The organism is Pantoea sp. AN62 (assembly GCF_050432985.1).
GTDB classification, from domain to species: domain Bacteria; phylum Pseudomonadota; class Gammaproteobacteria; order Enterobacterales; family Enterobacteriaceae; genus Pantoea; species Pantoea brenneri.
On the sequence record NZ_JBNPYB010000003.1, the window covers coordinates 65,928 to 90,534 of the forward strand.

Genomic DNA, 24,607 nt, shown 5'->3' on the forward strand with positions numbered 1-24,607 from the left:
GGGTATGTTTAATTACGCAGTCAGATTAAACCATGATGCACAAAGTGGCTGTTATGAAGTGTCATGCCGGGATTTACCGTTAATGCATTCGGTAGGCGACACGATTGATGGCGCGCTGTTAGAAGCGGAAGATGGAATTGTCACCGCAATCTCGCTTGAAATGGATATGCGCCGTCCCATCCCGTCAGCCAGCGAACCGCAGCCGGGCGAATATGTGGTTTATCTGCCGGTGTTGGTGGCGATGAAAGCCGCCTTATATAACGCCATGATCGAAACAGGAACCCGAAAAGCCGATCTGGCACGTCGACTGGGCGTGAATGGCCCTCAGGTTGATCGCCTGCTGGATGTTGAACACTCGTCAAAAGTCGAAAAAGTGGAACTGGCGCTGGCCCAACTGGGACGCAAAGCGCAAATCGAAATCCATACTTAACGCCGTTGTTGCCCGCAAAGCGCATGGCAGTGAACCGGTGTCTGAAGCCCGCCCTGGCGGGCTTTTTAGTGTCAATCTCCGGCTCAACACGGCGATGAATAACGGCGAATTATCTTGCCTGCCATCTTCAGCAGCCGCGAGAGCAGATTCAGTGGCTCGCAACGACAGCCAAAAAAAGGGCGACCCCGCGGTCGCCCTTTTGCAGTTTATACCGTCTGTAACGCGGTTTTGCTCGCTTTCCGCGTCACCAGCTTACGTAAGGTGACGTAGAACACCGGCGTCAGGAACAGCCCGAACAGCGTAACGCCGAGCATGCCGGAGAACACCGTAATACCGGTCACGCCGCGGACTTCCGCACCTGCACCTTCGCCAAGAATCAGCGGAATTGTTCCGGCGATAAAGGCAATGGAGGTCATCACGATCGGACGCAGACGCAGGCGACAGGCTTCCAGCGCCGCCTCGACAATCCCTTTGCCCTGCATTTCCAGCTCGCGGGCGAACTCAACGATCAGAATCGCGTTCTTACAGGCCAGCCCCATCAGCACCACCAGTCCGACCTGCACAAACACATTGTTATCGCCGCCGGTCAGCCAGACGCCTACCAGCGCAGAGAGCATGGTCATTGGCACAATCAGGATCACCGCCAGTGGCAGGGTCCAGCTCTCATACAGCGCGGCCAGCACCAGGAAAGCCAGCAACACCGCCATCGGGAACACAATCAGCGCCGTATTGCCCTGGGTTGATTGCTGATAACTCAGATCGGTCCATTCGATGTTCATGCCGTTGGGTAACAGCTGACCGGACATCGTTTCCAGCTGAGCCATCGCCTGGGCTGATGAGAGCACCCGGGGATCGGCATCGCCAATCAGGTCGGCGGCCGGATAGCCATTGTAGCGAATCACCGGGTCGGGACCGTAGGTGGTCGAAATGGTCACCATACTGCCAATCGGCACCATCTCGCCGCGATCGTTACGGGTCCGCAGGTTGGCGATATCTTCCACGCTGTCGCGGAAATCACCGTCAGCCTGGGCCATCACGCGCCAGGTGCGGCCAAAACGGTTGAAGTCATTGACGTAAGACGAACCGAGATAGGTCTGCAGAGTGCTGAACAGATCGGTCAGCGACACGCCCTGGGCTTTGGCTTTATCCCGGTCAACCTGCACATCCAGCTGCGGAACGTTCGCCTGATACGAGGAGATAGGGAAGTGCATACCCGGCGTCTGCATAATGGCACCCGACATGGTGTTGATGGCGGTCTGCAGCGCACCATAACCGAGGCCCGCGCGGTCCTGCACATAGAGCGAATAGCCCGAACCCTGGCCCAGCCCCAGAATCGGCGGCGGCATAATCGAGAAGCCGAAGCCCTGCTGAATCCGGGCGATTTTGGCGTTAATCTCGGCGTTGATCTCCGCCGCGGTGTGGGTGCGTTGATTGAACGGTTTCAGGCCGAAGAACACCGTGCCGCTATTCGGGGTATTGGTAAACTGCAACGCATTCAGGCCAGGAAACGCCACCGCATACGCCACGCCTTCGGTCTGCATGCCGATTTCGCTCATCTTACGAATCACTTCATCGGTGCGCGCCAGTGACGAGCCTTCCGGCATCTTAACGCCGCCGATCAGGTAGAGCTTATCCTGGGTCGGAATAAAGCCGCCCGGCACGCTGTGGAACATGAAACCGGCACCCGCCAGCAGCAGCACATAGACGCCAAATACCGCACCACGCCGACGCAGAGTTTTACCAACCATGGTTTCATAGCCGTGGGCGCTGCGCTGGAAGAAGCGGTTAAACGGCCGGAACAGCCAGCCAAACAGCCGGTCGATAATCCGGGTCGGCATATCTTTGGCCGCATGATGATCTTTCAGCAGCATCGCCGCCAGCGCCGGAGAGAGCGTCAGCGAGTTAATCGCTGAGATCACGGTTGAAATGGCGATGGTCGTGGCGAACTGCTTGTAGAACTGACCGGTCACACCTGACAAAAACGCCATCGGCACAAACACCGCACACAGCACCAGTGCGATGGCGATGATCGGTCCGGAGACCTCTCGCATCGCCTGATGCGCCGCCGCCCGCGGCGTCAGCCCCATCTCAATGTTACGCTCGACGTTTTCCACCACCACGATGGCGTCATCCACCACAATCCCGATGGCCAGCACCAGGCCAAACAGGCTCAGGGTATTCAGCGAGAAGCCGAGCAGATAGAGCACGCTAAAGGTACCTACCACCGAAACCGGCACTGCCAGCAACGGGATAATCGAGGCGCGCCAGGTTTGCAGGAACAGGATCACCACCAGTACGACCAGCACCACCGCTTCCAGCAGGGTCTGCACCACCGCTTTAATCGAATCACGCACGAAGACGGTCGGATCGTAAGGTGCGGCCCATTTCACGTCATTGGGGAAGCGGGTCGCCAGCTCATCCATTTTGGCGCGCACCGCATTGGAGAGGTCAATGGCGTTAGCGCCGGGCGCCTGGAAGATGCCGATACCGACCGCATCTTTGTTATTCAGCTGCGAGCGCAGGGCATAGCTGCCGGAGCCCATTTCGATACGTGCCACGTCGCGCAGCCGCACCAGTGAACCATCTTCAGAAGTCTTTAAGATGATGTCGCCAAACTGCTGTTCGCTCTCCAGCCGCCCCTGCGTATTGATCGACAGCAGAAAATCGCTCTGCTTTTTCAGCGGCTCGGCACCCAACTGACCGGCAGAAACCTGCACGTTCTGCTCCTGCATCGCGGTGACGACATCAGAGGCGGTCAGGCCACGCGCCGCCACTTTATTCGGATCGAGCCAGACGCGCATCGCATACTCACCGGCACCGAAAATCTGAATCTGGCCGACACCCGGCAGACGCGCCAGCTCATCTTTCACCTTCAACGTGGCGTAGTTACGCAGATAGAGCGAATCGTAAGTGTTGTTGGGCGAGAACATATGCACCACCAGCGTCAGGGTCGGTGACATCTTCTGGGTAGTGATACCCAGCCGACGCACATCTTCCGGCAGCCGCGCTTCCGCCTGCGCCACGCGGTTCTGCACCTGAACCTGAGCCTGGTCGGGATCGGTGCCAGGACGGAAGGTGACGGTGGTCACCAGCACGCCGTCAGAACCGGCCACCGATTTCATGTACATCATGTTTTCGACGCCGTTGATCGCCTCTTCCAGTGGCGTCGCCACCGAATCAGCAATCACTTTCGGGTTCGCGCCCGGATATTCGGCACGCACCTGCACGCTGGGCGGCACCACATCGGGATATTCACTGATCGGCAGCAGCGGAATAGAGATTAGCCCGGTGACAAAGATCAGAATCGATAACACCGCCGCAAAGATCGGCCGGTCGATAAAAAAGCGGGAAAAGTCCATAACGGCCTCAGATTATTGAGCGGTTGCCGCACGCATGGCGACCTGCTGAGCAGTGACCGGCATGCCGGGCATAAACACTTTTTGCAGACCGGCGATGATCACCCGATCGCCCGATTTCAGGCCCGACTTGACGATGCGCAGACCGTCCACCATCGCGCCAGGATCGATATCACGGCGCTGAGCTTTGCCTGCGCTGTCTACCACGTAGACATACTTACGGTCCTGGTCGGTTAACACCGCTTTGTCATCAATCAGCACCGCCTCAAACTGCGCGCTGCCGGGCAGACGGACCCGGGCAAACAGGCCAGGCGTAAACTGACGCTGCTGATTGTCGAGCAGGGCGCGCATACGAATGGTGCCGGTGCTGGCGGTCAGCTGGTTATCCAGGAAGTCCACTTTGCCCTGATGCGGATAGCCCTGTTCGCCGACCAGCGCGATTTCAACCGGCAACGCATGGCGCTGCTGGCCCTGACGCGCCATCGCCTGATAGTGCAGGAAGGTGTTTTCATCGACGTCGAAATAGACATACATGCTCTGCTGCGAGACCAGCGTGGTCAGTACGCTGGCGCTATCGCCGGCGGTCACCAGATTGCCGGCGGTGATCATCGCCCGGCTGGCGCGGCCATCAATCGGCGCGGTAACGCGGGTAAAATCGAGATTCAGCTGCGCCATATCGACGGCGGCTTCAGCGGCCAGTACATCCGCCTGCGCCTGGCTGGCGGCCGAACGGCGCTGCTCCCACGCTTCACGCGAAATCGCCTGGCTGCCAATCAGTTTTTCGCTGCGTCCCGACTCGCTGCGGGCCAGGCTTGCCTGGCTGCGGGCGCGGGCTAATTCCGCTTTGGCCTGCTCCAGCGCCGCGCGATAGCTGCGGTCGTCGATGGTAAACAGCACCTGACCTTTCTTCACCTCATCGCCTTCGCGATAATTAACCGACTCAATGTAGCCTGAGACGCGCGGACGCAGTTGCACGCTCTGCACCGCCTCAACCCGGCCATTGAAACTGTCCCACTGGCTGACCGGCTTGATCAGCACCGGTGCGGCACTGACCTCGGGCGGCGGCGGCGGCGGGGCGTTTTGTGCCACACCGTCATCGCAACCGCTTAGCTGGCTGATGAGCAGTACCATCCCTAAAAGGGTAAAACCCTGACGAACCCAGTTGGTAATCATTGTTGTTATTCCGCGATAAGTGAAAACGACCCGCAGGCCAATATTTGCAACTTTTAAGATTGCAATTAATCGCGAGGAGTGTAGGCTTGCGTCGCTGGCAACTGCAAGAATAACAGATACACTTTATGTGCGGTTTGTTGTCGCCAGGTTAAAAGCTAAGCGGCTGGCAAAAGACCCTAAGAAATGTGCGGCATTTAATGTACTAATAAAACTTGCATTAAATGACATAGTCAGTCACCCTTTAAGTGTAACTGCAACTGATACTAATACTGTTCGCCACGGCGACGGGAGAGACTGGAATGATGAGTGACGCCTTTATTCACGATTTAATCGACTGGATTGATAACAACATCGAAGCACGGCTGGATCTGGACACCGTCTCAGAGCGCGCGGGCTATTCTAAATGGCACCTGCAACGGATGTTCAAAGAGCACACCGGCTATCCATTGGGTGAATATATCCGGGTGAAGAAGCTGAAAAAATCAGCCGATCGCCTGACCAGTACCGATGAACCGATCCTTAACGTGGCGATTTCATTAGGTTTCGATTCGCAGCAGTCGTTTAATCGCAGCTTCAAACGTCAGTACGGTGTCGCACCGGGTGCATGGCGTCGACACAGCGGTGACTCGCACGCTGCATAATCTCGCCAGGGCCAGCCTGTCTGGCCCGCGCTTTTTTCGGCGCGCAAAACTGGTATCATCTGCATCCTGTCGTCACGGATGCCATCATGTCAAAAAAACTCTGGATTGGACTTTTCCTGGTCCTCGCGGCCGCTTTCTACGGCCTTAAACCTTATCTGAACTCTTCTGTGGCACCTGCTCAGGCAGACATCGCCACGCTGACCGACGCCCATACGGTGGCGCGCTGGGTGCTGCAACATCAGCAGCTGCCGGACTACTACCTGACCAAAAGCGAAGCCCGCAAGCGCGGCTGGAATCCGGCCAAAGGCAATCTGTGCGAGGTGCTGCCCGGTAAAGCCATCGGCGGCGATCGCTTCGCCAACCGTGAGAAACGCCTGCCGCAACGGGCGGGCCGCCAGTGGTATGAAGCGGACGTCAACTATCGCTGCGGACGCCGCGACGCCGACCGGCTGGTTTACTCTTCCGACGGGCTGGTGCTGCTCTCCACCGATCACTATCGCAGCTTCCGACAGGTACCCTGATAATGCTGATCCTGCAATTTGATCTGCGCCAGCTGACCAGCCGCGCGGCATTCTACCAGCAGTTTGCCGCACAGAGCGGCGGTACGCCTGCTTATTTTGGCAACAACCTGGATGCGCTGTGGGACTGGCTGACCGGCGGTATTGCCTTGCCGGCGGAAGTGCGGCTGCAGCATTACGCCGAACATCATGCCGATCTGGCTCCGGTGCTGGCGTTACTGGAAGAGGCGGCGCAGTCGCTGAACGGCGAACTGCGCCTGGTGAAGGATTAAACGCGCAGCGGTTTAAGCAGGGCGATCAGCGCCTCGCGCGCCGCCAGCGGTAAATCGCCGCCGCCGGTATAGCCGTTGTTTTCGATAATCACCTGATTCAGGCCCACCAGCCAGTCGTAGATGTAATAGGCGGTGTGGTTGGCCGGGGCCGCTGACAGTTTAGTCAGCCGCTGACCGGCGCTGAAGTTGACGCTCGGGGCCGGCGGACGGGTAAAGATCGCCTGACCGCGATTAACGCGGCTGGCCGGACGCTCCGCCTCCGGACGCTGCAAAAACCCGAGCCAGGCAACAAAGTCACCCAGCACCGTCATGGCCCGGGTCACCTGACGATCGGCACGCGACTCATGTGTGATGCTGTGGCTGTCAGGCTCATGCAGCGCCTGCTGCAGTTTTTGCGTCATGTCGATGCGGAAACTGGCGGTAATCAGCTCTTCCACCAGCCACTCCATGGTCGCCTTATCAATATTCAGCAACGCCAGCAGGCTGCGATTTTCCGGCAGCTGACGCAGGTGGTCGAGCCACAACAGCAGCACCTGGCGCGGAAAATGTTGTGCGCCGTGCCCGCTCTGACGCGGCTGAACCGGCACCTCCGGCTCTGACTGGCTGAACAGATCAAATTCAAAACCAATGCCGAACTGATTTTCCGGTGCCTGCGGATGCGGCGTGCTGCTGCTCAGGCTCGACTGATTGAGCCACAGCTGGCGCAGCGCTTCACGCGGCGGCTGCAGACGTTCCAGCAGTTCGCCATGCAGGCCGGTACGGTGCTGTAAACATTTCAGCAGGGTATCGGCGATATTCTGTTTGCGCGCTGCCTGCTCCGGGCTGGCACCCGCCTCGGTCCACGGCAGTAAACGCCGCTCAACCACGGTGTGCTGAATCTGTACCAGCTGGCTCAGCAGCAGATCGCGACGGGCTTCCGGCTGCATCTCATCCTGTAACCAGCTCGCCATGCGATCGACGCCCGCCCGATCCAGCGCCAGCATCGATCCCCAGTGTCGTCCCGGTTGTCCCATCTGACGTTGCACCGCTTCATCGACGTTAATCTGCTGATGACGGGCGTCATGCGGCGTGATAGCCCAGATCAGCCGGGGTTTTTCCACCGCTTCCAGCGTCGGTTGCAGACGCTGCCATTCACGCAGCGACTGGCTGACGCGATCGGCATCCTGACGCTGGCTGGCGGCGGTACAGACCAGCAGCAAGTCGATGGCCTGACGCGCGGCATACAGGCCGGGCAGCAGGGCGCGTTTCTGTTCCAGCAGCGCTGCGCGCAGCGGATCGCGCTGTTGCAGGCGCAGGCGATCTTCCGCAGCGGCCTCATCATTCGGCTGGCCCGGTGCGGGCAGCTCCAGCATATCGGCCTCATCATACAGCGCGGTGCGCGGCGTCGAACTCAGCGGGATCACCACCTCCAGCGTCAGCAACGCCAGTAACCCCAGCGCCACGCTTTGCGGCTTGCCGATGCGGTTGCCGTTGGTCGGGCAGACGTCGATTGGCTGCTGCAGATCCTGCTCGCTGGCTGGCACAATCAGCTGCTCGGCCGGCAGCAGAGCGGCGTCAGTCAGCAGGCTGAGCGGAGCCAGCACCCGGCTGCTGTTGCGCAGCTGGTGGCGTAAATGCAGCAGGCTGCGCAGGGTATCGTTGAGCGCCGGTTGATTCGGCCACAGCAGCGAAAACAGCTGTACCCGATCGTCGACGCTCAGCCACGGTGCCAGTTCAACCGCCTGCGGCCAGAAGTGACGATCGAGGCGCGCGTCATAGTGCTGACGGCGGCGGCACCATGACCACAGCGTCACCAGCGCATCGCTCTCCAGACCGGGCAGCGGGCTGGTCAGGCAGTGACGTTGCAAACGCTGTAAGCCACTGTCTATCAGCGCCACATCCGGCGGCACGCTATCGGGCGCGCTGGCGATCACCAGCCGGATGATTTCCGCTTCCGTCAGCAGCGTCAGTTCGACCGGCCATTCGCCCGACAGCGGCTCACGCTGATGACAGAAGCGGGTCGCGGTCGCAAAATCGAGGTTGCCGGGGTTAATGTGCTGAAAATAGTTGAGCGATTTGTCGCCCAGCCGGGTTACCAGCTGGCCCTGCGCATCGGCCACCATCTCGTTCAGCAGCCAGGCTTTACCGGCCTGCGACTGACCAAACAGCGCCAGCGTCACCGGCCGCACCACCTGCTGTGCCAGCGCCTGGGTCTGCACCCGCGCCTGACGCAGTTGCAGGGACAGGGTTTCCGCTTCCAGCGCCAGTCGTGGCGACTGTTCGCGGGTGGTTTCAATCCAGGCCAGACTGTTGCTCAGCGCGTCCTGCAGCAGGTTAAGGCGTTTAGCCAGCGTCTGCGGCTGGCGGGGTTTCAGGACTTTCATCGTTTACATACGCTCCCGCTGTCAATCCAGTACTGCGCATTAGCGTTGCCGGTGGCTGACAGGGTATTCAGTTTCAGACTCAGCTGCTCCAGCGGCACGCGGGTGCCATCATCCAGCCGCGCATCGCTCAGCACCAGCGTTTCCGGACCGGGCGCATCCGGGCCATCTTTCACCGCCAGCTTGATGCGCAACACGCTTTCACCGGCCACTTTACGCGCCAGAGTCGCATCGTTCAGCGTCAGGCTGTAGAGCGGTGAGGCAGGCCAGCGATCGTTATCCAGCTGGCGGAAGCCGAGACAGACGTTGCCGCGAATGCGGAAGCTGCTTTTCTTATCCAGCGCAAAGCCGGCGTCGTCGAGGTCGATCTCGCTGTAGCAGAGATTTTCGTCGGTCAGGGCCTGGTTTTCATCCAGCATACCGAGGTAGCGGATGGTGGAATAGGGTTCAAAATCACCGGCGCGGAACCAGAAACTGCTGAGGCGCAGGTCCAGTGCCAGCAGGCAGAGCATCGCGCCAACGGCGGCGGTCGATTTCGGATTATCAATGCGGCCATGCTTGTTAAACGGATACCAGTCGCTGGTGTGATAGCCTTCCAGCGACAGAATACGGCTGCCCGGCAGCGGTTGCAGATGGCGGACCAGCGCCTGAATGCCGGGGAAGCGCGACGGCCGGCCGGTCAGCAGCAGCACATCGCACTGATAGAGCGACACCACTTCGCACATTGAGCGCAGCGCCGGAATAATCGCCATCCGGTGCTGCATGAACTCGCCGTGCAGCTGCGTCAGGCTGACCACCAGCGGCACCTGCAACAGGTCGAAGCGGCTGTTGACGCCCAGTTCACGCTGAATTTCACCGTTAACGAACGCCAGCACCGCCTCGCCAGGGGACTGCTCTACCAGTTCGCCAAACAGCGCGTTGATCTCGGCGTGACTCTCCAGCGGATCCCAGTTTTCGTAGCGCTCCAGCACCGCCTGCGCCAGGGGAATAAACAGCTGCAGCGTAACCTGCTGGCGTAAGGTGGCCTGACCGTCCATCCGGCTGTCGTGACCGAACAGCTTGTTCATCAGCGGCTCAGCCAGCGTCAGTCCGGCTTTGTGCAGATGCTGTTGCAGCGCCGGCAGGATCCACAGCTGGATCACATCCAGCAGGATATCGTCACCGGCCACTTTGAAGCCTTCACGGAACAGCAGACGCGGGGTGATTTTCACGTTATTGCCGAGCCCATCATCCAGCCGGTACTGGGTGATAGCCAGATCGGTGGTGCCGCCGCCGATATCAATTGAGGCGATACGCAGACTTTTACCCGGCAGCTCATCCACTTCACGCGGGCGATCCGGTCGGGCCATGCTGCTGAAAAAGTCTTCGGCGCGACCGGCAAAGTTCACCTGGGTTTCATTAAACAGCCAGACCATCTGACCACAGGTTGCCTCATCCCACTCCATCTGCACATCCGGCAACGGTTTCGGGCTGTGGCGCGGGCCTGCCGGGGCGACATCTTCGTCGTCGCTCAGCCAGCCTTCGGCTTTCCACACCAGCGCAATCGCCTCCTGCATCCGGCGGCGGAAAATTTCACGTTCCGGTTTTGGCATCGCTGAAGGCAGCGTCAGGATCACATGGCGCAGCTGACGCGGCGCGTGGCTTTGCGGCATCCGCTGACGCTGGGCAGCGCTGTTCATCTGCATCAGGGCCTGGGCCAGCAGCTCGCACAGCATAAAGGTCATCAGTGAACTGCGGCTGTAGTGCGGTGAAAACACCGGCAGACGATCGTCCAGCGGCAGCGTATAGAGCGGCTGGCCTTCATCGTTCAGCAGGGTGGTAAAGGGCGCGGCACAGGCCAGCGGTTCAGACTGCGCACCAGGATTATTAAAGCGCCAGCCTGGCTGGTAGCGCGCTTCGTCCCATAAATAGCGGCGTGGGCTGGAGAGGCCGGTACTGCCTTCCAGGCCGACGCGCTGCAGGGCCAGACGGCTCGCTTCGCGACCAACGCGCGTCAGCGACGGCCACATAAAGGCCTGTTCGCGGCCGCTTTCCAGCGAGAAGTTCTCTTTGCCGAAACGGGTTTCGGCAAACTCCAGCCGGCTGTCAAACAGTTCGTTATAGACCTGATGCGGCTGAGATAAATCACGCAGCTGCAGCTCATAGGTCTGCTTCAGTCCGTTGCTCTCTTCCGGATGATCTTCCACCAGAATGCCGCAGGTATGCGAATTGCCGACGTCCAGAATGATATCGACGTTAACCGCGGGGGTTTGCAGCGTGGCGGCCTGAATGTGGATCTCGCTGAGGTTCAGCTGTTCGCCCAGCAGCTCCAGCAGATTGAGGTAGTGTGCCTGATATTCAAACTCACGCAGCGCCTGGTTTATCGCCTGCTCGCGGCGGTCAGAGACCCGATCGGTAAAGGTTTCACGCAGCCAGCCATCGACCCAGGTGTGGTCGAGAAACTCACCCAGCTCGTAGTTGTGCCAGGCCAGCGTAAAGGTCACGCCATTCTGCGCATCGGCTGCCGACAGGCCCAGCTTCTCTCCGCCATCCTGTTCCGCCACGCAGCGGGTATCAAAGGCCAGGCTGACGCGATGGGTATTGCCCGCCGCGTCAGGCGTCTCCAGCGCCACCAGACGCATCCGCGCCCAGTTTTCCGGTCCGCCAATAAACCGCCGTCCGCTGGCGCAACGCAGCATCGGCAGCGGCAGCCAGCAGGCGGAGAGCAGGGTCAGCGAATCAGCCAGCGCGATGTCCGACTCCGGACGCACCACTTCCGGTGCGCCACCATCTTCCGGGTAGAGCAGAAACTTACCGCTGTTGCCATCAACATTCAGCCGCAGCAGCGGGCCGTTGGCAGTCTGGCGCACGAACTGACGGCGCGCCTGGGTCGCAGAGAGTTGCAGACCAAAATCCAGAAATTGCACACCGCTGTTTTCAATCAGCGAGATTTTTTGTTTGTCATCGATCAGGGGAGCCAGCATGTTTATTTACTCTCACGCTTAATCGTCATCGGGAAGACCCGGTCGTCAGCATATTGCGCTTCGCACACCGCCGCACCGATGCTGGCATGGCAAATCAGCAGCGGCATGCGATAGCGGGATTTATTCTCGCATTTAGCGGTGTAGCGGCTTTCGATCACCAGATTGCCGGCGCTGGTCATCGCCGCGCTGACGTCCGCCTTACAGCGGGTATGGTCCTGGACGATCTGTACGCTGCCTTTGCCATTTTTAAACTGAAAATGCATCACTGCCGGCTTGCCGGTTGCGGTCGGCATTGAACCGAGCGTGACGCGCCAGCGGCCATCGATCACCTCAACCTGGCCGTCGCGCACCGCATCCGGGGTAACAATCAGATCGTCCGGCCGGGCCGGCACTGCCGGGGTCACCACACTGGCAAGGGTAGCAGACGCGGCGGCAGGTGCAGCGGCGGCGGCGTTAACCGTGGCCGGTTTTTGCGGCAGTGTGGCCGCCAGTTTCTCAGCGGCGTTGACCACGGCTGGCGGTCTGACGGCCGGCACGGCAGCCAGCGTCGCCGACGGCGCGGCCGGAATGCTGACGGGTTGCGGACGGTGCAGCAGTACCGCCACTACCACGGCGGCGGCAATCGCCAGCGGCGGCACAATCATCCAGACGCGAAAACGACCAGCCGCAGCGGGCGCGGCGGGCGTAACGGCAGCCGGTGCAGCAGGCACGATAACCGGTTCGGCTTCCGGTTCCGGCTCGACCAGCAGGGGCGGCAGGCTCTCTTCCAGCGTATCGCGCAGGCAGGCCAGGGCGTCATCGCGGCTGCGTGCCTGCGCATCGACAAAGCCCCAGAAGGTAATCACCGGTTTGCCATCGACCAGGTAAACATACTGCTGATCGGGAAACTGCAGGCTTTTGCTGAGCAGCGCGCCGAACAGGCGCATGGCCGGATTCTCTGCCGCGCGCGCGCGCGTACTGAGCGCCTGCATATCCTGCTGGCAGGCGGTGAGATGTTGCAGCGCGGCACGACGTTCATGATCGCTGGCCGCCAGCCAGGATTTCATCCGGCCGCTGAAGGGCGCATACCAGTCGAGGCGATCGCCCCGGTCATTGGCCTGCGGAATGGCCAGACAATCTGCCAGTGCGCCCTGACGGCGCAGACGCAGGGTCTCGCGAATTTGTAACGCTGAGGCATAGACCGGCTGGCCATTTTCACCTAACGCCAGAACCGCATCTAAATTACCGCTGCGCAGAAAAGTTTTTGCCACCTGTTGGGCCCTTATCGGTCGTTGTCTGAGGCAGAAAATCGCGTGTTATCGACGATTGGGTTGATTTTACGCGGGACAATGACAAATCAAACGGCGGAAAAGGGGGCAAATGCAGCGGTTTTTTCACCGGCTGCTGCAAAAACAACCGCACTGAGTGCTAACTGGCGCGCTTACGCACCAGCAGCAGGTGGGCGATAACGCCGCCGACCAGTCCCCAGAAGGCCGGTCCGATGCCGAGCAGCGAGACGCCGGAGGCGGTCATCAGAAAGGTGATTAACGCACTGTCGCGCTCGGCCGGCTGCTCCAGCGCACGCTGCAGGCTGCCGCCCAGCGTGGCCAGCAACGCCAGCCCGGCCAGCGCCTGGATCAGTACCGCAGGCAGCGCACTGAATAACACCGCGATCAGCGCGCCAGACGCGCCTGCCAGCAGATAAAACAGGCCGGCCAGCGCCGCCGCCCGCCAGCGTCGCTGCGGATCGGCATCCACCTCGTCACTCATGCAGATCGCTGCGGTTATCGCGGCGACACAGACCGAAAAACCGCCAAAAGGCGCCAGTAACAGCGCGATAAAACCGGTCCAGCCAATCAGCGCTGAAACCGGCGGACGATAACCGTGCGCCTGCAGCGTGGCGATGCCGGGCGCATTCTGCGACGCCATGGTGACCAGAAAATAGGGCAGCCCGATGCCGATCAGCGTGGTCAGGCTAAAGTGCGGCATCACCGGCTGCGGCAGCACCAGCATAATCGGCTGCGGCGGAAAGTGGATCGCCCGCTGTGCCAGCGCCACCGCCACGCCGATCAGCAGGGTCAGCAGGATGGCGTAACGCGCCAGCCAGCGACGGGCCAGCAGCCAGGTCAGACACATGCTGCCGCACAGAACAAAGTTGGTCTGTAAATCGGCAAAGGTCTGCAGGCCAAAGCGCAGCAAAATACCGGCCAGCATTGCCGCCGCCAGCGAGGCGGGAATGTAATTCATCAGGCGGGCAAACAGGCCGGTCACGCCAGAGAGCACAATCAGCAGGTTAGCGAAAACGAATACCCCGACCGCTTCATTGATGGAGATGCCATGAAAGCTGGTCGCCAGCAGCGCCGCGCCCGGCGTTGACCATGCGGCCAGCACCGGCATGCGATAGCGCAGCGACAGCCCCAGCGAGGCAATGCCCAGCGCAATTCCCAGTACCGCCAGCCAGCCGCCAATTTGACCGGGCGACGCGCCAGCTGCCTGAAAAGCCTGGTAAACAATTGCACCGGTGCTGCTGTATCCCACCAGCACGGCGACAAAGCCCGACACCAGCATCGGCAGGGTAAACCGGGGTTGTACGGCGACTTCAGGCATCTGATTATCCACGATTGTGCGTTATAACGCACATGGTCGCATGATGCGCTATAACGCACAAGTGCTACACTGCCGCCATCAGGTCAGCGAACAGGCTGACGACAGCATCGGGAGTAGCAATGGGGAATCTTCAACACCATCTGAGCAGCGCACTCAGACAGTTACGTCAGGCCAACGGCTGGAGCCTGACGCTGACCGCCGAACGCACCGGCGTCAGTAAAGCGATGCTCGGCCAGATCGAGCGCGGCGAATCCAGCCCGACGGTGGCGACACTGTGGAAAATCGCCACCGGCTTTAACGTGCCGTTTTCGTTTTTCATTGAGGGCGGGCCCGCACCAGGCAGTCCCGCCGCCTTCAGCCAGCCCAACGCCGAGATGTCGGTCCAGCCGCTGTTACCCTACGATCCGCAGCTGCGCTTCGACCTGCTGGCGGTTGAGCTGGCCGCCGGTGCGCAGAGCATCTCTTCGCCGCATGAGGCGGGCTGCATCGAGCAGGTGGTGGTGATTGAGGGGGAGTTGCTGCTCGGGGTCGGCGATCTGTGGCGGCGTCTGCCGCGCGGCGCGGCATTTCAGTTTCGCGCCGATGTCACGCACAGCTACCGCAACCCGCTCAGCACGCCGCTGCGCTTTCACAGCCTGATCCACTATCTGCAACGGCCGGAAATTACAAATTGATACCAGGACAAACTACACAGTTTACCTTCGTATCTCTATACTGACCGTCAAACCTGAGGAGAGGGCGATGTGCGATTTAAGCGAACCTGCTGCCACGCTGCGTATGCTGGTGGGCAAGCTGGGCCGCAAACTGCGTGAGTCTGCGCCACCGGGTGAACTTACCTGGTCGCAGGTGGCGGTGCTGGGCTACCTGGTGCGCGACGGGGCGATGACGGTAACCGAACTGGCGGCGGCGGAAGGTGTGCGCAGCCAGTCGATGGGGGCCACCGTGGCGACGCTGCTGGAGGCTGGCATGGTGACCGGTGAACCCGATCCGCATGACGGACGCAAAACCCGTTACCGTCCCACGGACGCTTGCCTGGCGGTGATCGCCGCCAGCCGTGCCCGGCGTGACGACTGGCTGATTGAGGCATTTGAGGCGCGACTTACCCCGGCCGAGCGACAGCAGCTGATTGACGCCATCCCTTTACTTCAACGACTGACTGAACATGAACCCTGAGAGGACTAAAGATGGCTGTAACCACACTTGATGCGAAAACGGCGCTGATTGTCATCGACCTGCAGCATGGCATCGTTGCGCTGCCGCTGGTCCATCAGCCGCAGCCGGTGATTGAGCAGTGCGCGCGCCTGGCACAGGCGTTTCGTGCCAGCGATCTGCCAGTGGTACTGGTTAACGTGGCGGGCGGTGCGCCGGGACGTACTGAACAGGCACGGCATGGCGGCGAACTGCCGGCCGACTGGGCCACCCTGGTGCCGGAAATGACGCCGCAGCAGGACGATCTGACCATCACTAAAAAGACCTGGGGTGCTTTTCACGCTACGCCACTGCACCAGCAGCTGCAGCAGCGCGGCATTACTCAGGTGGTGATTTGCGGCATCGCCACCAGCATTGGGGTCGAATCGACCGCACGCCAGGCGTATGAATTAGGTTACAATGTCACGCTGGCCACTGACGCAATGACCGATTTAGACATCAATACTCACCACAACAGCGTCAACCTGATCTTCCCACGGTTAGGCGAAACCGGCAGCTGTGAGGATATTCTGGCGCAGCTGAGTTCGCGCGCCTGATTAGCGTGTGATCTTAACAGTCGGGCCACCGCGATGGTGGCCCGACTTGTTTTAGCGGAAGGCGTAGCCGAGGGTTAACCCGACGCTGTAATTGCGGCCGGGTGCTGATTCAAAGTACCGACCATTGCTCTCATTGACGATCACCGATCCGACGTACTCGCGGTCAAACAGGTTGTCGACCCGTCCAAACAGATCCAGCGTCCAGTCGCTGACCTGCCACTTATAACCACTGTTCAGGCCAACCACGGTGTAGGACGGCGTTTTGACATCATTCTGATCGTCAGCGGCGATCTGACTCAGATAACGCATTTCAGCCCCGGCATAGAATCCCTGTTCCGGCACATAGCCCAGTCCGGCGTACAGCATATTGCGGGCGATGCCCGGAATGCGGTTGCCGTCACAGCTGTCGCTGCCACAGGCGTTGCTGCGATAGCGCGCATCCAGCAGGGTGTAGGCCATTTTAAGCTGCCAGTCCCAGCCAAACTGCTGATCTAACGCCAGCTCCAGTCCGCGGCGGCGGGTCTCCCCGGCATTTTTATAGGTGGTGCGTCCGCCACTGCTGGCGTCAGCGACAATTTCATCCTGGGTATCGGTCTGGAACAGCGCCGCACTGACCAGCCCATTGCCAATCCGTTTTTTGCTGCCGATCTCCAGCGTGTCGCTGGTGGCCGGTTTCAGGCCGAGATTCAGGCCCGACTGACCATCAGAACGGTAAGAAAGCTCATTGATGGTCGGGGTTTCAAAGCCGCGACCGGCCGAAAGATAGGCGTTCCAGCTCGGATCAAACGCATATTTCAGCGACGCCGCTGGCAGCCATTTGTGATAACGGGCATTGCCGCTGTCGTCACCGTTGCCGTTGACAACGTAGAAGTCATTGGAGTCGAAGTTGACGGTGCTGAAGCGCACGCCCGCATCCAGCGACAGCTTATCGGTCAGCTGCCAGGCCGTCTGCAGATAGGGGTCGAGGTTCCACATCAGATTACGCTCATTGCGGCGCAGGTTGCCCTGATCGCCGTAATGCGTCACGCCGTTGCTGACGGTGAAGTTCTCATAGCCTTTACGCCGTTCGGTCATGGTCTCGTAGTCGAGACCGCCGGTCAGGGTCACCGGAATCGACAGCAGCGTGTCGCGGTGCGTCCAGCGGGTATCGATCCCCTGATAATGGCGGGTCAGGTCGATCACCCCGCCGGGATGGCTGGGATTGGTCTGTACGCTGGCGGGAATCGACTGAAACTGGGTGGTTTCCCGTACCCCGGCGTAGACCATCACGCTGAGATCGTCGTTGTCGCTCATCTGGCGCTGGTAGTGCAGGCCGCCCTGGGTCTGATCGACAGTTTTACGGGTATTGTAGAGCGAAACGTTGCTTACTACCTGACGCGGATTGTCGCGCCACTGGGACGGCGTCAGCCCGCCCGGGTCCTGCGCATCAATATGCACGCTGTTAAACAGCAGGGTTAAGGTGCTGACATCATCAATGCGCACCCCAAGCCGCGCATTGCCGAGGTTTTTCTGCGCCGAACTGTGATCACGATAGCCGTGAGTGGTAAAGCGTGAGGCGGAAACGGTGTAGTTCACGTCCCCGGGGTGGCTGCCATCACCAGTCGCGCCGCTGGCTTTGACGCTGTTGCGCCAGCTACCATAGCTGCCGTACCAGCTGCTGGCCTCCAGCGTGGGCGGCTGTTGCCCGGCCTGAGTAGTGACATTCACCACCCCGCCAGAGGAATTGCCGTACAGCGCGGAAAACGGCCCGCGCAGCACTTCAACGTGATCGATTGAACCGATATCGATATTTGAGGTTTGCGCCTGGCCGTCCGGCATGGTGGCCGGAATGCCGTCGACGTAGATGCGTAAACCGCGCACGCCATAGGTCGAGCGTGAGCCAAAGCCACGGATCGACAGCTGCAGGTCCTGAGCGTAGTTTTGCCGGTTCTGGATTTGTAAGCCCGGCACGCTGCTGAGATTTTCCGACAGATTGACGCGTGGTGCGGCCTGACGCATCTCATCACCGCTGACCACACTGACCGCGGCGGGCGTGTCGAGCACATTCAGGCCGCTCTCGGACGGGGTCGCGCTGACCACCAGGGTGTTATCATTCTCTTCTGCCAGCAGCGATAGCGGAAACAGGGTGGGCAGGATCAACAGCGGCAGCGTCGCCTGACGCAGTAACGTTATTTTCATTTTTAGCGGCCTGAAAAAGATGAATAATGAACCAGCTGGAACAATTGGCGCGTATGGTAATGCTTTGCCGGGTTCTGGTATAGATCTTTACGTGTCGTCAGGCTTATTCCGTTCACCCGACGCCGCGCAGTCGCTGCCTCTGTTTTATCGGTTCTGCGGCCGACAGCGGTTATTTTATTTTCTGTTCGTCTGCCGTGCGCAAATAACCACCGTCAGCAGGCTGCAGAATTAATCGCCGGCTGCGGCTTTATTCGCGGCACGCTTACGCGCTTTTTTGCCGCGCCAGTACTCTTCCAGATAGGGCAGCATCTCCAGCAGGAATATAGCCGACAGAACAAAAATGATATAACCGGTCGGCAGGGGATCGGCGCGCCACATCAGCTCAAAACGGGGCGGCTCATCGCCGAAACCAAATAACGCCTGGAACTGCGGCCAGTGCCGTGAAATAACCAGCAGCAGCGCCATCAGCGGCACCATCTCAAGAAAACTGTGAACATGCTGCTCGATCGGCTTGACCTCACGCGCCGTCACCGCGTAGCTGACATCCCACAGTGCGGTGGCTTCGTGACAGAAAAAAAGCACAATCATAAAGGCGATCACCAGCGCATTCACCTCTAAAAACAGGGCCGACAATAACGGCAGTCCCATCTCTAAAAACATCAGAATATGAATCCAGGTTTCTTTCAGGCCGGTGGTGTTTTCAATATCGGTCGCCCGATGACAGATCCAGTCAGCGAAACCAGCAATAAGCCAGACCGGTAAAACGAAATAAAGTAACAGCAGCATTTGCGGATCAAATTGATGCATTACACAGCCTCTGGGGAATGAAAGTGAATAAAGCATAGACCTGGCAGGAAGAGACGCAAAATGCGGCAGCGGCAGGCGTACTGTTTATTGTTGGATCAGGCAGAGAGGCGATTAGCGCCGCAGGATCGCTAACAGGCGCGGGCGGCCGGAATATTAGCGCGCCGACAGCGAGCGCGCCGGGACAGGACATTGCCGGCTGCCTCATCGCGTTGGGCTGGATTTTTTGGCCGTTTGCCGTCAGGCTGAAGAGAGCCTTTTTTAAGCCTTATGCGTCGGGGCCAGTCGGGTCGCGGCGCATCATTTCCACATTGATCAAAGGGAGTCAGCATGAGTCAACAACCTGAAGTGGCGGTTCTGGGATTGGGTGCAATGGGCCACGCGTTTGCCGCTAACCTGCTGAAGAAAGGCTTTAAGGTCCATGGCTGGAACCGGACCCGCGCACGCGGCGAGGATCTGCTGGATGCCGGTCTGCAACTGGCCGATTCGCCCGCCGAGGCGGTGCGTCAGGCAGATGTGGTGATTGCGATGCTGTCGGACGGCGAGACCACTGAGCAGGTGCTGCAGCAGAGTCAGGAGGCATTTAAACCGGGCGCCATTTTATGTCAGATGGGCACCATCGGCGTGGAAAAAACCGACGCGCTGATCGCCCTGTTCGCCGGCGCGCGCAGCGACGTGCTGTTTATTGACGCGCCGGTCTCCGGCACCAAAGCGCCAGCAGAAAATGGCCAGATTCTGGTATTAGCCAGCGGCGATCGCAGCCGCGCCGCCGCGGCCGAAACGGTATTTGCCGCGATTGGCAAGGGCACGCAGTGGCTGGGCGAGGCGGGCAAAAGTTCACGCATGAAGCTGGTGATCAACAGCTGGCTGATTGGCATGATGCAGAGCCTGGCGGAGAGCACCCAGCTGGCGGCGCAGTTTGGTTTTTCGACCGACGATCTCTGGCAGGTGCTGGAGGGCGGCCCACTGGCGGCCCCGTACGCAAAAATGAAGCTGGGGATGATTGCCAGCGACGACTACACCCCGCAGATGAATCTGGTCTGGGCGCTGAAAGATGCCCGACTGGCCCTTGAGGCGTCTGATATTCCGCTGCCGGCGCTGGCAAATATTGCTGATTTCTGGCAGCAGGCGGTTGATGACGGCCTGGGTGAACAGGATCTGGCAGTGGTCTACCGCTATCTGAACGCGCAATGAGTTGTCCGGCCGGCTTTGACTTCAGCCAACGGCCGCTGGTGCCGCTGGCGCATGATTACGCCCACGGTGCCAGCGAGCCGTGGCATCAGCATGACTGCGCGCAGCTGATCCACACGCTGAGTGGCGTGGTGCGGGTGGAGACCGAATTTGGCAGCTGGACGGTGCCGCCGAGTCGCGGTGTCTGGTTACCGGCGTTTACCCGGCATGCGCTACAGATCACCGGCACGGTGGCGGCACGAACGCTGTTTATCCATCCGCTGGCGCGCGCCGATCTGCCGGCCAGTTGTCAGGTGGTGCAGATTACGCCGCTGCTGCGTGAGCTGATTGTCAGCGCGCTGACGTTGCCGGCCGCCTATCTGGCTGACAGTCGTGCCGAACGGATCGTGGAACTGATTCTGGATGAAATCCGCGGCATGCACGTGTTGCCGTTTGCGCTGCCCGCACCGCACAGCGCCCGGTTACAGGCGCTGTGCCAGCGTATTCAGCAGACGCCGGGCGAAAGCTGGACCCTGCTGCGTGCCAGCGCCAGCCTCAACGTCTCGGGGCGCACGCTGGCGCGTCACTTCAGCCGTGAAACCGGCTTACAATTCAGCGACTGGGTCCGTCGCGCCCGCCTCGCCATCGCCCTGACGCGACTGGCGCAGGGCGATTCGGTGCTGCGGGTAGCGCTGGATCTCGGCTATGAAAGTCCCAGCGCCTTCAGCGCGATGTTTCGCCGTCTGCTGGGCGTGGCGCCGACGGACTATTTTCCCGCGCAGGAAAGCGACTCGCCGCGTTAAACAGCGCCTGCAGCGCGGCGCGCGCCGTATCATTATCGATACTCACGCCCCAGTAGCGGTTGCCACTGGCATCCAGACAGCTGATATAGGCGACCGAGCGACTCTCACTGCGTTTCCCCAGCGTGTGTTCATGGTAATCCTCAATGGTCAGCGCCAGGTCGAACGCGTGGCGCAGGGCATTCACCCCGGCCGACAACCAGCCGTTGCCGCTGCCCTGTAAGCTGAGGGTGCGCGACTGATAGCTGACGCTGGCGTTAAGCGTGGTCTGGCCGTGGTTATCGCTCTGGCTGCTGGCCTTCAGCAACTGCAGCGTTGGCTGGTCCACGCCATACTGACGACAAAACAGCTGCCACAGCGCGTAATGGGTCATCTCGCCGCCATGATGGTCAGTGTGCTGCTGTACGCAGCGGCTGAAATCCTGCTGCAGCGCGCGCGGCAGCTGCAAGCCGTGGTTTTGCTCCAGCAGCCATGCGGCACCGCTTTTGCCTGACTGGCTGTTCACCCGAATCACCGCTTCATAGCTGCAGCCAATATCGGCCGGATCGAGCGGCAGATAGGGCATCTGCCAGTGCGTTTCCTGCTGGCTGGTGCGCCAGGCAAAACCCTTGCGAATCGCATCCTGATGCGAGCCGGAGAAGGCGGTAAACACCAGCTCACCGGCATAAGGATGGCGCGGGTGGACCGGCAGTTGATTACAACGGGTCACCACCTCAAGCGCTTCGCTCATCTGGCTGAAATCCAGCTGCGGGGCGACACCCTGGGTGTAGAGATTCAGCGCCAGGGTGACCAGGTCGACATTGCCGGTGCGCTCGCCGTTGCCAAACAGACAGCCTTCGACCCGATCCGCCCCCGCCAGCAGCGCCAGTTCAGCGCAGGCGACACCGGTGCCGCGATCGTTATGTGGATGGACGCTGATGCAGACTGCCTGCCGGCGGCTGAACTGGCGGCAGAACAGCTCAATCTGATCGGCATAGACGTTGGGCGTGTTGACCTCCACCGTGGCGGGCAGGTTGATGATCATCGGACGGCTGGCGTCAGGCTGCCAGACGTCGGCGACCGCTTCACAAATCTCCAGCACAAACGCCATTTCGGTAAAACAGAAGGTTTCCGGCGAGTACTCAAAGGTCCACGCCGTTTCGGGCTGCGCCTCACAGGCGGTGCGGATCTGCTGCGCAGCGGCCGTTGCCAGCGCCACGATCTCCGCTTTGCTCTGTTTGAAAACCCGCTCGCGGAACAGCGGGGCGGTGGCGTTATACAGATGCACAATCGCCCGCGGTGCGCCCTGCAAGGCGACGAAGGTGCGCTCAATCAGATCGTGGCGCGCCTGGGTCAGCACCTGCAACGTCACGTCATCAGGAATGCGGTGCTGCTCTATCAGATCGCGCACAAAGTCGAAGTCGGTCTGCGAGGCGGAGGGAAAGGCGACCTCAATTTCTTTAAAGCCGCAGCGCAGCAACAGCGCCCAGAATTCCATTTTGCGATCGCGATCCATCGGTTCGGCCAGCGCCTGATTACCGTCACGCAGATCGGTTGACAGCCAGCGCGGTGCGTGGCTGAGCTGGCGCGCAGGCCACTGGCGATCGGGCAGGGTAATCAGCGGGGATGGGCGGTATTTCTCAGCGGGATCGGTCAGCATCATCATTCTCTCCAGGTGGTTTTTTTCCAGTCTGGCGGCAGCGGGCCAGCGGCGCGCGCGCAATGCTGACAACCTGATGCGCAAAAGTGACAACACATTAAGGCGAATACGCAAACTGTAACAGGGCTGTTCCGCCTGAAGGCTCAGATGGCTGAAAGGTTACTGAAGGGCTTTAAGGCGATGGCAGATGTGGGGCTGGAGAAGCGCTGTAGTAGCGTACTAAGCCCACATAGTGGGCTGGTAAGGTTACGTGGTGATCAGCTTAGCTTTCATCTGAGAATACTCAAAATCAGAACAGCCAGCGCTGTTGCGAGATAGCAGATTCCTGCAAACAGCCACAAACGTGATAAATATATCATCCAGCGACTTACTGTCAGTCTGTTTTCGCTGAAAAAGGAATAAGCAGGACTATCTTTGTTAAAGGCGGATATTCTTTTATTCATGCTCAGCTTAATGAAAAATCTGCACATCTGGTATGCGCCAAAATAACCGGCCATGTGATAGAACGAATAGGGGGGAGGGAACTGATATTTTTCCAGGAACAATGAAATGAGTTTGTCATATTCCTTTCTGTTAAAAGCGTAAAGGAAGAAAGATATGAAAATAAAAAAGCTGCCTGCCAGGCCAAAGAACAACCCCGCCCTTGATATATAAAACTCAGTCACCGGTTGACCCCAGTAAATAATCAACTGCTTTTTCGCCTGCCGAACTACCGATATAACCACCGACCACGGAGCCCACTGCCGCGCAAGCAACACCTCCCGCCCCCGCGGTCACTATCCCAATGGCCGCACAACCCGCTAACGCAGCAGAACCCCCCCATGCACCAGCATACATTGCACCACCGGTGCCTACAGCAAACTTTGTGTCATCTCTGACAGCAATTTTCCTGCATTCACTTTCGCGCCCTTTTGAGCAAGCATTCACCACATCGTTAGTTGTCCCGACCAAAGCAAATCCGATACCTATATATCCTCCGGTCTTAAGGAAGCGCGCTGCTCTTGCTGCATTGCCGACATAATACGAATATCCTGGAATGCCACTTAACCCAACGGTGGACCACTCATGCACAATCGAACGACCAGAAAGGTTTAATGCTCGCTTCATATTGTCATACTGTTGGAATTTCACGACATACCGGGCGAGAGATTTTAACAGGGGTTTATTGACCAGTTCCTTTAGCTGGTTCAGCAACTGATTACGTTCCACAAAGAACTGCTGGCTGATTAACGTCCCCTGAGTACGAAATTGATTCTGGTAGCTGGCTTCAATTTTTTTCAGTGTCTGCTCAATAGCATTAAAATACTTTTCGCCGACATCGCCCACAGTGCCGAAAACCTTGTCTCCGACACCTGTCAGCGCAGCAATCATTCCGTAATGTGTCTGCATGAATCCGGCATCGTCGCTACTTAAGCCTATAAGCGCTGCGTTGGTTTTATTTTTAGCCTGTCTGAGTGTCGTCATCATCTGCATTGTCAGGTGATCAGGCGTCTCTGAGTCAGCAACAATTAAAATTTGGCCCGGTTTCAGATACTGCGTATCCGCATTAATTTTCATAAACAGACTGGCAGCTGGGGAGCGAATATCCCTGAAGAGTTCTCGTGCCTGATACTCCAGCGAGCCAGGTCTTTCCACAACACAATATCCGGGGGCTATGTTATGCGCCATGCTTCCATTCTCCATCAGTATTGGTGTTAAAAGGAACAACACTCCCTATTCCTGAAAAACTGAAATAAAGATAAATAAATTTACTGCGTTACGCAAAAATAATTATTAAGTGTTGTGGTACAGTTTAAAGCCGGTATTTGCCCATTAAGAATCAGGATACGGGCTGTAAAACTTAGTGATGCACACCTGCCTGCCAACACGCGCCTGCTGCTTTGATTCCGCCGATAATCTGCCCGGTTCATGATAAAAGCCCTCGGTACCGCACCATGCTAACTTCAGGACAACACCCTGGGTGCGCTGCGGT

Annotated in this window: 20 protein-coding genes; 9 read left to right on the forward strand and 11 right to left on the reverse strand. The window is 59.3% G+C overall.

Going from position 1 to position 24,607, the window contains the following annotated elements:
* Positions 1 to 4 precede the first annotated feature (4 nt).
* Entirely contained in the window at positions 5 to 430 is a 426-nt protein-coding gene (locus tag FHW04_RS04740; RefSeq protein ID WP_031377623.1) for a hypothetical protein, read from the forward strand.
* 206 nt (positions 431 to 636) lie between these two features.
* On the opposite strand, the gene oqxB is transcribed toward FHW04_RS04740, so the two are convergent.
* The gene (gene oqxB, locus FHW04_RS04745; RefSeq protein ID WP_031377624.1) at positions 637 to 3,789 is read right to left on the reverse strand and encodes a multidrug efflux RND transporter permease subunit OqxB; all 3,153 of its coding nucleotides are present in this window, start codon (positions 3,787 to 3,789) and stop codon (positions 637 to 639) included.
* Between the two features lie 12 nt (positions 3,790 to 3,801).
* Positions 3,802 to 4,959, reverse strand: a complete 1,158-nt coding sequence (locus tag FHW04_RS04750) for an efflux RND transporter periplasmic adaptor subunit (protein WP_179420067.1) — start codon at positions 4,957 to 4,959, stop codon at positions 3,802 to 3,804.
* Positions 4,960 to 5,258: 299 nt separating this feature from the next.
* On the opposite strand from FHW04_RS04750, the gene FHW04_RS04755 reads away from it, so the two are divergent.
* From FHW04_RS04755 to FHW04_RS04765, 3 genes are all read left to right on the forward strand, one after another.
* Positions 5,259 to 5,600 (forward strand): helix-turn-helix domain-containing protein, encoded by a 342-nt coding sequence (locus FHW04_RS04755; protein WP_009090299.1) that lies wholly within the window; start codon positions 5,259 to 5,261, stop codon positions 5,598 to 5,600.
* A gap of 86 nt (positions 5,601 to 5,686) precedes the next feature.
* Positions 5,687 to 6,121 carry a ribonuclease domain-containing protein gene (locus tag FHW04_RS04760; protein ID WP_031377980.1) on the forward strand — a complete coding sequence of 145 codons (435 nt, stop codon included), beginning with the start codon at positions 5,687 to 5,689 and terminating at the stop codon, positions 6,119 to 6,121.
* A gap of 2 nt (positions 6,122 to 6,123) precedes the next feature.
* A complete protein-coding gene (locus tag FHW04_RS04765) occupies positions 6,124 to 6,390 on the forward strand; it encodes a barstar family protein (RefSeq protein WP_031377981.1) in 267 nt (88 codons plus the stop codon).
* Here the strand turns inward: FHW04_RS04765 and FHW04_RS04770 are convergent.
* From FHW04_RS04770 to FHW04_RS04785, 4 genes are all read right to left on the reverse strand, one after another.
* A complete protein-coding gene (locus FHW04_RS04770; protein ID WP_089561527.1) occupies positions 6,387 to 8,753 on the reverse strand; it encodes a virulence factor SrfC family protein in 2,367 nt (788 codons plus the stop codon). The genes FHW04_RS04765 and FHW04_RS04770 overlap by 4 nt on opposite strands.
* The gene (locus FHW04_RS04775; protein ID WP_089561528.1) at positions 8,750 to 11,713 is read right to left on the reverse strand and encodes a virulence factor SrfB; all 2,964 of its coding nucleotides are present in this window, start codon (positions 11,711 to 11,713) and stop codon (positions 8,750 to 8,752) included. The genes FHW04_RS04770 and FHW04_RS04775 overlap by 4 nt, the downstream gene beginning before the upstream one ends.
* A 2-nt stretch (positions 11,714 to 11,715) precedes the next feature.
* Positions 11,716 to 12,963, reverse strand: coding sequence for an SrfA family protein (locus tag FHW04_RS04780; RefSeq protein ID WP_089561529.1), 1,248 nt, complete (start codon positions 12,961 to 12,963; stop codon positions 11,716 to 11,718).
* Between the two features lie 157 nt (positions 12,964 to 13,120).
* The gene (locus FHW04_RS04785; protein WP_128088257.1) at positions 13,121 to 14,299 is read right to left on the reverse strand and encodes a benzoate/H(+) symporter BenE family transporter; all 1,179 of its coding nucleotides are present in this window, start codon (positions 14,297 to 14,299) and stop codon (positions 13,121 to 13,123) included.
* Positions 14,300 to 14,418: 119 nt separating this feature from the next.
* Between FHW04_RS04785 and FHW04_RS04790 the strand changes: the two genes are divergently transcribed.
* From FHW04_RS04790 to FHW04_RS04800, 3 genes are all read left to right on the forward strand, one after another.
* Positions 14,419 to 14,973: a helix-turn-helix domain-containing protein gene (locus tag FHW04_RS04790; RefSeq protein WP_031377885.1), complete on the forward strand. Its 555-nt coding sequence runs from the start codon at positions 14,419 to 14,421 to the stop codon at positions 14,971 to 14,973.
* Positions 14,974 to 15,040: 67 nt separating this feature from the next.
* Positions 15,041 to 15,472: a MarR family winged helix-turn-helix transcriptional regulator gene (locus FHW04_RS04795; RefSeq protein WP_089561530.1), complete on the forward strand. Its 432-nt coding sequence runs from the start codon at positions 15,041 to 15,043 to the stop codon at positions 15,470 to 15,472.
* Positions 15,473 to 15,483: 11 nt separating this feature from the next.
* On the forward strand, positions 15,484 to 16,044 hold the full coding sequence (locus FHW04_RS04800; protein WP_089561531.1) for an isochorismatase family protein: 561 nt from the start codon (positions 15,484 to 15,486) through the stop codon (positions 16,042 to 16,044).
* Positions 16,045 to 16,095: 51 nt separating this feature from the next.
* On the opposite strand, the gene pqqU is transcribed toward FHW04_RS04800, so the two are convergent.
* Both pqqU and FHW04_RS04810 read right to left on the reverse strand, forming a co-directional pair.
* Positions 16,096 to 18,222, reverse strand: coding sequence for a TonB-dependent receptor PqqU (gene pqqU / locus FHW04_RS04805; RefSeq protein ID WP_094106284.1), 2,127 nt, complete (start codon positions 18,220 to 18,222; stop codon positions 16,096 to 16,098).
* A 228-nt stretch (positions 18,223 to 18,450) separates the two neighbouring features.
* Complete coding sequence (locus FHW04_RS04810) at positions 18,451 to 19,029, reverse strand: diguanylate cyclase (RefSeq protein WP_069728274.1); 579 nt, start codon at positions 19,027 to 19,029, stop codon at positions 18,451 to 18,453.
* 327 nt (positions 19,030 to 19,356) lie between these two features.
* Between FHW04_RS04810 and FHW04_RS04815 the strand changes: the two genes are divergently transcribed.
* Positions 19,357 to 20,220 (forward strand): NAD(P)-dependent oxidoreductase, encoded by an 864-nt coding sequence (locus FHW04_RS04815; protein WP_089561533.1) that lies wholly within the window; start codon positions 19,357 to 19,359, stop codon positions 20,218 to 20,220.
* Complete coding sequence (locus FHW04_RS04820; protein WP_089561534.1) at positions 20,217 to 20,999, forward strand: AraC family transcriptional regulator; 783 nt, start codon at positions 20,217 to 20,219, stop codon at positions 20,997 to 20,999. Before FHW04_RS04815 ends, FHW04_RS04820 begins: the two co-directional genes overlap by 4 nt.
* Here FHW04_RS04820 and leuA read toward each other — a convergent pair.
* The 3 genes from leuA to FHW04_RS04835 all read right to left on the reverse strand — a co-directional run bounded on the left by leuA (position 20,920) and on the right by FHW04_RS04835 (position 24,303).
* Positions 20,920 to 22,635, reverse strand: a complete 1,716-nt coding sequence (leuA, locus tag FHW04_RS04825; protein WP_179420071.1) for a 2-isopropylmalate synthase — start codon at positions 22,633 to 22,635, stop codon at positions 20,920 to 20,922. The genes FHW04_RS04820 and leuA overlap by 80 nt on opposite strands.
* A gap of 269 nt (positions 22,636 to 22,904) precedes the next feature.
* Positions 22,905 to 23,300, reverse strand: a complete 396-nt coding sequence (locus FHW04_RS04830) for a hypothetical protein (protein WP_089561535.1) — start codon at positions 23,298 to 23,300, stop codon at positions 22,905 to 22,907.
* Positions 23,293 to 24,303, reverse strand: a complete 1,011-nt coding sequence (locus tag FHW04_RS04835; protein ID WP_094106285.1) for a hypothetical protein — start codon at positions 24,301 to 24,303, stop codon at positions 23,293 to 23,295. Before FHW04_RS04835 ends, FHW04_RS04830 begins: the two co-directional genes overlap by 8 nt.
* Positions 24,304 to 24,607 lie beyond the last annotated feature (304 nt).